Origin of the sequence: Frigoribacterium sp. CFBP 13605, assembly GCF_014839405.1 — a bacterium.
Classification (GTDB): domain Bacteria; phylum Actinomycetota; class Actinomycetes; order Actinomycetales; family Microbacteriaceae; genus Frigoribacterium.
This window is the reverse complement of the sequence record NZ_JACYNS010000134.1, coordinates 1-5,778: the sequence shown is the minus strand read 5'-3', so window position 1 is coordinate 5,778 and position 5,778 is coordinate 1. Positions and strand designations below refer to the sequence as shown.

The following is a 5,778-nucleotide window of genomic DNA, read 5'->3' as shown; positions in this document are numbered from 1 at the left end:
CGGGGCGGTCGGGCCCGCCGCGGGGGCGGCGAGCGCGGCCGGGGTCGTCGTCGGGGCGGACGTCGGCGTGGTGGTCGTGCCGGTCGCGCCGGAGACGCGGGCGAACCAGGCGTTCGAGGACGTCACGGCCTGGCCCGACTCGATGCCCCGCGCCGTCACGGTGCCGACGTCGTGGTGGTCGGCGGTGCCGGCCGTCACACCCTCGAGGGCGGCGGTGCAGTCGAACGAGGCGCCGACCGCGAGCGGGCCGGCCCAGGTGACACCGGTGGACGGTCCGCCCAGGGCGCTGAAGTCACAGCTCAGGCCCGTGACGGTGCCGTTGGCGACGACCGCGTCCGAGACCGAGACGTCGGCGAGCGCGTCGGCACCCGTGTTGGTCACCCGGTAGGCCAGCGAGGCGGTCCCGTCGGAGAGCACGACGGCGGCGTCGGCGGTGTCGGCCGCGTGGCCCGCGGCGTCGCCCTTCGTGATGGTCACGGCGGAGACGGGGACGTCACCGCTGCCCACTCCCCCGGCGGAGGCCTGGACCTTCGAGGCCGTGACCCGGCTGCCGGCGGCGACACCGGCCCGGACGGTCGATGCCGTCGCGGCGTTGGTGAAGGTCTGCGGGGCGGTGGCGGTGCCGGTGGGAGCGGCGAGGCTCACGGCGACGGCGGCACGGTACTGCGCGGTCCGCGTCTGCGCGCCCCACGAGACCGTGTACCCGGAGGCGGTGCAGTCGAACGAGGCCGGGGTCACGGCGACCGGGGCGGCCAGCGAACCGTCGGCCTTGGTGCGGATCTCGGTCAAGACGGCGGTGTCGCAGTCGAACGACCACGCCTCGCCGGCGGGGACCGAGTCACCGACGGTGGCCGAGTCGAACGGCCCCATCGGCGTGTTCACGCTCCAGACGAGGAAGTCGTCGCCCACGAGGCGACCCTGGTCCGCACGGGTGTAGGTGCCGAACTTCGTCACGACGTCCGAGCCGCGCAGCACACCGGTCGGAGTGACGACGGTCGTGAAGTCGCGACCGTCGTTCGTGGTCGACGTGAAGGGGGTGGGCACGCCCGACGGGGTGGTGCGTCCCTCGAAGTCGGACGTGACGAAGGCCTGACCGCTGACGTTGAGGTGGTCCTCGGCGTAGGCGGTCATAGTGAAGGTGACCACGGACGGGCGCGTCCCGACGACGGCGGCGTCGGCCACGACCGCACCGGTGGCGGGGTCGCGGAGCGCGAAGTCGGTGGGCAGGTTCTTCAGGTGCTCGCTGAGCGTCAGCGTGAAGGTGTCACCGGCGAGGGTGTCGTCGGGCACCTGCCACGCGATCGTCGTCGTGAGCTGGGAACCCTGCTTCGGCGTGGTCGGGGTGACCGTCACGTTCGTGATGGCGCCGTCGATCTCGGCGGCCCGGGCCGGAGCCGCGGTGCCGGTGAGGGCGGCGGTGCCGGCCAGGGCGAGGGTGGCGAGCAGCGCGGCGGACAGGCGCAGGGCCCTCCGCCCGCGACGGGGAGACCCCGCGAGGGTGAGCGAATGCATGGTGGTGCCTTTTTCGGGTAGGGCAGACGCGCGCCTCGACCTGTTCCCCCGGTGCCGTGTTCGGGTACGGCGCCGGGGTCGGGTGAACGGGGATCGTCACGTCTCGGGTGACACCCAAACTAGGGCCGGCGTGCCGACCGTGTCCACCATCGGGGGGACAGATCACCCGGACGAGGAACGGGCGACGAGGGTGGCGCCCGGGCGACGGACGTTCCGCGGTGCTCCGTGCGCCGTGCGCCGTGCGCCGTGCGCCAAGCGCCCTGCTCGGTGGGCGGTGCTCGGTTTGCCGGCAACTCCTGCACCCTGTCCGACACCCGCCCCGACTCCCCCGCAGGCGACCCCCACCGCAGCACACGCCAGGAGTTGCCGACACGGACCACCCCCGGTCGGCAATTCCTGCACGCTGACCGACGCCGGCCCCGACTCCCCCGCAGGCGAGCGCCACCGCAGCACGAGCCAGGAGTTGCCGACACGGACGGCCTCGGTCGGCAACTCCTGCACCCTGACCGACACCGGTCCCGACTCCCCCGCTGGCGAGCGCCACCGCAGCACGAGCCAGGAGTTGCCGACACCACGGGGCGGGGCAGGCGGGGCGGGCGGGGGCGGGGACGCGAGGAGGCGGTGGTCGCCCTCCCGAGGGAAGGTGACCACCGCCTCCGGGTGGCTCAGGCCGTCAGGCCGTCAGGCCGTCAGGCCGTCAGGCCGTCAGGCCGTCAGGCCGTCAGGCCGTCAGGCCGCGGGTGCTACCCGCGCCAGGGGAACCAGCCGTCGAAGAGGTCGCCGAGGGCGTTCCAGATCCACTGCAGGATGTCACCGAGGCTCCAGCCGCCGGGGTGTCCGGGCTGACCGGGGTGGCCGGGCTGGCCCGGGCCGGGCCCAGGGTCGGTGGGCGTCTCGGGCTCTTCTCCCGAGGCGACCGTGAGATAGGTGACCTGTCCGGTGTCGCCGTACACGACGCGGCCGAGGAAGGTCTGCTCGTAGGGCAGGCCCGTCCAGGACGCGGTCAGCGTCGCCGTCTCGCCCAGCCCTGCGGAGAGGGTGGCCGGGTCGACCGTGAAGCCCCCGACGGCCGTCGCCGGGTCGAGCAGGTACGACGTCAGCGTGTAGTCGAGCTGTCCGGCACCGCTGTAGAAGTCGACCAGCAGGACGTACTCTCCCGCCGCGGGGGCGTCGAGGTCGATCTGCTCGTCCGCCGAACCGGTGGCCGAGGACGCCGCGAGCCGGTCGGGCGCACCGTCCGCACCGGCCGTGTAGAGGAGCAGGTCGAGGTCCGCGGTGTCGTCGGCGCTGTCGAGCACGAAGCGCGCGTGGCTGGTGCCCTCGGCGATCGTGACCGGCGTCTCGGCCGCCGCGGTGCCTGCCGCACCCGAGCCGGTCGTGACCTGCCCGGCGGCGAGGCCCTCGGTGGTGAGCGGCAGCTCGAGGGCGTCGCCCGCCGTGACGTCGAACGCCTTCTCGCCCGTGGCGCCCTCGCCGGCCACCTCGGCCGGTGCCTGCAGCTGGACGGGGCGCACGGCGAGCGGGCTGCGCACGTCGTGGGTCCCGTCGGACCAGGTGAGGTAGCCGGTGGCGAACTGGTCGAGCTCCGCCGTCGTCCGGGTGAAGGTGACCGTGTAGTCCTGCTCCTCGCCCGCGGCGCCGAAGGTCAACGTCGAGGGTTCGACCGTCGCCGTCACGCCGTCCATCTCGATCGGGGCGACCGTGTAGGTCCCCGCCCCGGTCGAGGTGACGGTGCGCGTGACCTGGGCGGTGCCGGCCAGCGAGCCGACGCTGATCGACGGCAGGTTGAGCGACGAGTCCGTGCCCTCGACGGTGTCGATCGCGTCGACGTATGCCTGCCAGTCGGCCGGACCGTTCTCGTAGAGCAGCCCGGGTTCGAGGAACGCGGTCGGGTCGACGTGGCCGGCGCCCTGGGCGAAGACGTCCCGGCTCGGAGCACCGTCCTCACCGACGAGGTCGTAGGCGGTCGTCATCATGGCCGACTTGACCTCGTCCGGGGTCCAGTCGGGGTGGACGTCCTTCGAGAGGTAGAGCGCGGCCAGACCGGCGATGTGCGGGGACGACATCGACGTGCCCGAGAGGAACTCGTACGTGCCGGGCTCGCCCTGCGCGTTGGCGCCGTCGGCGAGGATCGCCACGCCGGGGGCCGAGATGTCGGGCTTCAGCAGGTTGCCGCCGTCGGCCGTCACCGGGCCGCGCGACGAGAAGCCGGCGATCTGGGGCGTGGCGGGCTCGGGCAGCGCGCCCGGGTTGCCGTCGAGCAGGGTGACGGTGGCACCTTCGGTGTCGGCGTACGCGTGGATCGCGTCGTAGTCGTCGGCGTTGAGATGGACCGTGGGGACGGCGTGTTCGTCGAGGTCGACCGAGCTGCTCGTCGGGTTGACCAGCACCATGCCGATGCCGCCGGCGCGCTCGACCTCGGCCGACTTGGCCGTGCGGTCGTAGACACCGCGGTCGCAGAGCACGATCGTGCCGGCGGCCTTCGCCGGGTCGAGCGTGTCCGGTGCGCAGAGGGTCACCGCGGTGGCGTCGGCGCCGTCGGCCGCGACGGCGGTCGACGAGACGACGTCGCCCGTCAGGCCGTCGGTGCCGGTCGGCACGGTGATCGAGCCGCCCAGGTAGTCGGTGCCGTCGGCGGTCTGCACCGTCGCGCTGTAGCTGGGGATGGTCGACGCCGCGACCGTGGTGATCCACGGTGCCGCGTTGTCGGCGGTGGTCGCGGTCGGGCCGTCGTTGCCCGCCGAGGCCGCCACGAAGACGCCGGCCGAGGCCGCGCCGAGGAACGCCTGGTCGGTGGCCGAGAAGGTGCTCGTGGCCCCGCCTCCGCCGATCGAGTAGTTGATGACGTCGACGCCGTCGGTGACCGCGGCCTCGATGGCGGCGATCAGGTCGAGCGTGGCGCAGCCGTCGTCGTCGGTGGCGACGCGGTCGGGACCGTCCCAGCAGACCTTGTAGGCCGCGATCTTGGCGGCCGGGGCGACGCCCGAGACGGTGCCGAACGACCGGTCGCCGATGGTGGCCTCGACGTCGGCGTTGCCCGCGGCGGTCGACGCCGTGTGCGAGCCGTGGCCGTTGCCGTCGCGGGGAGAGAGGTACTCGCCCTGCTCCTCGGTGCCGATGTTGCCGACGCCGAAGCCGTCGACGAAGTAGCGCGCACCGATCAGCTTCGTGTTGCAGTCGCCCGCGTCGAACTGCACGCCGGTCTGGCACACGCCGGTGAAGGTGCCGCCGTCGCCCTTGGCGAAGACGGTCCGGTCGCCGTCGAGGTGGGGTTCGGCCTCGCTGGCCGACCCCAGGGGGTCACCGGCGAACGAGGCGTTGCCCGCCGCGATGCCCGAGTCGATGATGCCGACGACGACTCCTTCGCCGGCCTTCTCGCGTCCGCCGACGGCGTCCCAGACGCCACCGTTCCCCTCGGCGTCGCCCAGGCCGAGGAACTCGGTCGACGGCGTCGCCTGCAGCTTGAGCAGCTCGTTCTTCGAGACGGCGGCGACCGAGGGGTCGCTCGCGAGCTCGGCGGCCTGGGCGGCCGTGAGGTCGGCCGCGAAGGCGTTGGTCGTGATGGCGTAGCTCGCCTGGACGGTGGCGCCGGCCGCCGCCGCGACGTCCTGCTGGACGCCCTTCAGGTGCTCGGCGTAGTCCTGCACGGGAGCGCTCTGCGCGTCGAGGTCGCTGCCCTCGGGCACCGCGGTGCGGGCGAGGCCCGGCTGCCCGCCCTCGTAGGTCGCGGCCGCCGGCTCGCGCAGCGTGACGATGTACTTGCCGTCGGAGAACTGGCTGTCGCCCACGACGGCCGGGCCGTCCGCGGCGAAGGAGGCGGTGGCCGGCACCGTGACGAGGCCCGCGGCGACGACGCCGGTGGCGAGGAGGGTGGCGAAGCCGCCACGGAGTCGGGTGCGGGGCGGAGCGGTCGGCCTGCGTCGGCCGGATGGTGTGATCACGGATCGCCTTTCGATGCACGTCGTTCGGGACGTGCTGTCGGTGGTGCGCCGCAGCCCCGGGCCGCGGTCGATCCATAAGAACTACCTGTGAATGTCGGTGACCCTCTAGTAGGGGCCATGGCCGAAACCGGCCACTGACCGGCTTCGGCCACAGAGTTCACACGAGGAGGCGCGGGCGGGGCACCGCCGTCGTCCCCCCTTCGGCGGACGGTCGCCTCGCCGCACCTCCCTACCGCGTCGTCAGCCCGAGACGCGCCGCCGCCCAGGCCGTCCCCGCGCCGAGCCCGCGCGACGCCGTCGACCAGTCGTGGCCGCTGCCGGGCAC

The 5,778-nt window shown here is 73.7% G+C and carries 2 protein-coding genes; both read right to left on the bottom strand.

Annotation, left to right across the window (positions count from 1 at the left end):
* The coding region (locus tag IFT36_RS14795) for an Ig-like domain-containing protein (protein ID WP_200413529.1) at positions 1 to 1,512 on the bottom strand (1,512 nt) is incomplete at its 3' end.
* A gap of 743 nt (positions 1,513 to 2,255) precedes the next feature.
* Positions 2,256 to 5,453, bottom strand: coding sequence for a S8 family serine peptidase (locus IFT36_RS14790; RefSeq protein ID WP_200413528.1), 3,198 nt, complete (start codon positions 5,451 to 5,453; stop codon positions 2,256 to 2,258).
* Between the last annotated feature and the right edge of the window lie 325 nt (positions 5,454 to 5,778).